At 44.6% G+C, this 3,216-nt stretch carries 3 protein-coding genes; 2 read left to right on the forward strand and 1 reads right to left on the reverse strand.

The genetic code is table 11. The annotated features are described in order from the left end of the window. On the forward strand, positions 1-914 hold a 914-nt coding region (locus tag F6K52_RS34455), incomplete at its 5' end, for a hypothetical protein (protein ID WP_293089421.1). Between the two features lie 175 nt (positions 915-1,089). Continuing rightward, positions 1,090-1,653 (forward strand): Uma2 family endonuclease, encoded by a 564-nt coding sequence (locus F6K52_RS34460; RefSeq protein WP_293089423.1) that lies wholly within the window; start codon positions 1,090-1,092, stop codon positions 1,651-1,653. Positions 1,654-1,960: 307 nt separating this feature from the next. Here the strand turns inward: F6K52_RS34460 and F6K52_RS34465 are convergent, their stop codons facing one another. After that, positions 1,961-2,728 carry a Uma2 family endonuclease gene (locus tag F6K52_RS34465; RefSeq protein WP_293089425.1) on the reverse strand — a complete coding sequence of 256 codons (768 nt, stop codon included), beginning with the start codon at positions 2,726-2,728 and terminating at the stop codon, positions 1,961-1,963. Between the last annotated feature and the right edge of the window lie 488 nt (positions 2,729-3,216).

The raw sequence follows: 3,216 nt of genomic DNA on the forward strand, positions 1-3,216 counted from the left end.
TCCGGGCAGGGACAACGCTCCCCTCATACGACTCTTATATATTTCATGAGTCGGCGACCAACTGTATGTACACGCTTACCCAACAAGACGCTCTGCCGAAGATGACCCATGTGGTGCAGCAGGAGCCGAACCTCCGAGAAGGGTCGGGGAAAGACGGAAATCATCGACCTGTAAGTAAGATAAGCACCGGAGCACCGAGGACAGGACAGGCTAACGAAAAGGTTCAGCGGAAATTTGTAGGATCACTGGGTAAGGTAATGGAATCGGCGTTCGACCCAGAAGTTCTGGGCGTTACCGACACATGGTACGACATTGTATACAATAACCTCAAGAATTCAAAAAAAGAGCTCAGATGTGAAGAGGGAGAAGCTGTTCGCTTTAATTTTGTGACCAATACGCTAGAAATCCGAATAAATTTATATCGTGATATCGTCAAGTTAAACAAAAAGCGGCACGAAAATTCAAAAGAGTGGACCAAAGAAGACGAGGCTTTATTTGCAGAGCACATATCAAAACTAACTCACGAGCTCAGTCACGCCGAAGACATCCTGTTGTATGAGAAGGAAATCCCCACCCCATTAAAGCAACGGACAATGGCAGTCCTTGAAACGGAAGTACGGGCATGGGCGAGGGAGGCCAGTCAATTGGGTAAGCAGCTCAACAAAGACTATTCGAGATTGTCCCCTACCCTACAATCCCTTATATATGGATGGAAGACATTTAAGCGCTCTGACTTGGAGTCAGTGAATGAGCATAAGAAAGATTCAGAACTTCACCGCCGTCTCTTTGACTATATAAGACGGGAGATTAAACCAGTAGAGATCCTGGATGTGGACAGATTCGTAAAGGAACACGAGGAAAAAATCTACGAACTAATGGACATGAAACAGCGGTCGGTCCTCCCATACATCTAGAGCGATCGCCAATCTTGTCGGCTGCAACCCCTGTGAAATGTAACCCACCGCCAAATCTAATAGCGATCGCGTGATTTTTTAGGGTGGGCAAATTAGGATCAGAGCTGATGAAATGATCAAATTATAAAAATTTGCCCACCCTAACCCTACTGGCACAATTGGAGACAACCCTGAAATGGTACAATCACAACCAAAAATACTGACATTGGAGGAGTTTCTGAAACTACCGGAAACAAAGCCTGCTAGTGAGTACCTTGATGGAAAAATTATTCAGAAGCCCATGCCTCAAGGAAAACATAGTCGTCTTCAAGGAGAACTTATAGCCGCCATCAATAGTTTGGTAAAACCTAAAAAAAATGCTTGCGCTTTTCCTGAATTACGTTGTACCTTTGGGGGTCGATCAATAATACCTGACATTTCAGTATTTATTTGGAACCGAATTCCCTGTGATGATAATGGAGAAATTGCCAATGTATTTAACCTGACTCCAGATTGGACTATTGAAATCTTATCTCCAGACCAAAGTCATACAAAAGTAACCAAAAATATTATTCATTGCCTCAAGCATGGAACCCAGATCGGTTGGTTGATTGACCCAGAGGAAAAAACTGTGTTTGTTTACCATTCTAAACAAGAAATTGAGGTATTCGAGCAACCCGATATGTTACTTCCTGTACCATCTTTTGTGAGTGAGCTAAATCTTACAGTTAAGGATTTATTTGCCTGGTTATTACTGTAACTATGGAGTCCTATAGCATTTGTATTTGAGTTGTGAACATAGGATTGATACTAAAAGGGAACAGGGAACAGCGGATCTGGGAACAGGGAACAGTAGGAAAGAGCTCCGAAGAGTTTTTAATGTTAGTGCGTACGCTCTTTTCTGGTGGGCAAATGGACATAATAACTGATCTAATTGCCAAACTATCATTATTTGCCCACCCTACCCTACTACTAAGCGTACACTCTTGTCTGGTGGGCAAATGGAAATGATATTTGATCAAATTGCCAAACTCTCATAATTTGCCCACCCTACGCTACCTAAAATTTCAATCTTCTGGCTCTACACCCATTGCTCGCAATTGAGCTGCTAGACGTTCAGCTCGTTGATGTTCTCGTTCAGCTCGTTGGCGTTCTTGTTCAACTAGCTGTCTTTCTTTCTCAACCGGTGTAGGAATCCAATTTTCTGCTGCATCGTACCAACGCAACCAAAGTCGGTTTAACTCTTGATAGTTTCCTGACCACAATCCTAAACCTAAATCTATTTCTGGAAGCCAGAATTTGTCACCGTTGAGAATTACTTCCCGATAGCTGTTGCGCACTAACTCAAACAAGCGAAGCTTATTGCTATTACCATTGAATACTACGTAATAGGGAATCCGTAGCATCCGTTCGTAGACTTCCCATTTAGTTGGGGGTTGGTTGGCTTGTGGCCTAACTTCTCCTAAGTCTTCTTTCTGTGTACTAGGAGAAAGTAATTCGATGGCAATAAAAGGAGCTACTCCTTCCTGCCAGATCACGTAACTCAACCGGGATTCTCTTTGTTCGTACAAACGATCCACTCCCAAGACAGCAAACCAATCGGGACGCTTATACCAAGTAGGATGTTTCAGATTGTAGTAAATATTCAGATCGCTAGCAACGAGAATTTGGTTTCTAGGATAATTGGAAGGGAAAAACGTTTTTTCCAGTAAGTCTGCTTGCCAAATATGGTATTGATCTGGCAATCCTGAATCCTCCGTTTCTTCGCTAGGTAGATCATACATTGTGGGTAGGATTTCTTTGGGGGGTCGGGGCGGATCCGTTTGTTGATACATATGCAAAGGGAATAGGGAATAGGGAGTCGGGAGTAGGGAATAGGGAGTCGGGAGTCGGGAGTCGGGAACAGGGAACAGGGAACAGGGAACAGGGAACAGGGAGTAGTGCGTACGCTCTTGTAGGGTGGGCAAATGGGCATGATCACGCTATCAAGTTGCCAAAGTATCATAGATTTGGCCACCCTACCCTACCGAATGCGATCGGCGTTTCGGCAAAGCCGACGCTTCGCGTTCGCGTAGCGTGGCCAAAGGCCTCAGCCGCGCCAAAGGCGATGGGCGTTCGCGAAGCGTGGCCAAAGGCCTCAGCCCCGCTTTCAGCGATCGCCTCTGTTATTGGTTGGGTTTTTGTATGCTGATATTCGGTACGTTACGCTTCGCGCTTGACACCCTACAGAATCTGATCAAGCTAAACTAGAAAAAACCTGCAAATTATCAAGCAATTATGCTCAAAACCTCAGCCTTTCAGCAAGCGATTGAAACCGTTGAAA

This window comes from Moorena sp. SIO3H5 (assembly GCF_010692395.1).
In the GTDB taxonomy this organism is placed as follows: domain Bacteria; phylum Cyanobacteriota; class Cyanobacteriia; order Cyanobacteriales; family Coleofasciculaceae; genus Moorena.

What these genes read in the sequence shown, in the direction of transcription:
- F6K52_RS34460 (WP_293089423.1), top strand. Translation starts at nt 1,090, where the DNA reads ATGGTACAATCACAACCAAAAATACTGACATTGGAGGAGTTTCTGAAA.
- F6K52_RS34465 (WP_293089425.1), bottom strand. Translation starts at nt 2,728, where the DNA reads ATGTATCAACAAACGGATCCGCCCCGACCCCCCAAAGAAATCCTACCC.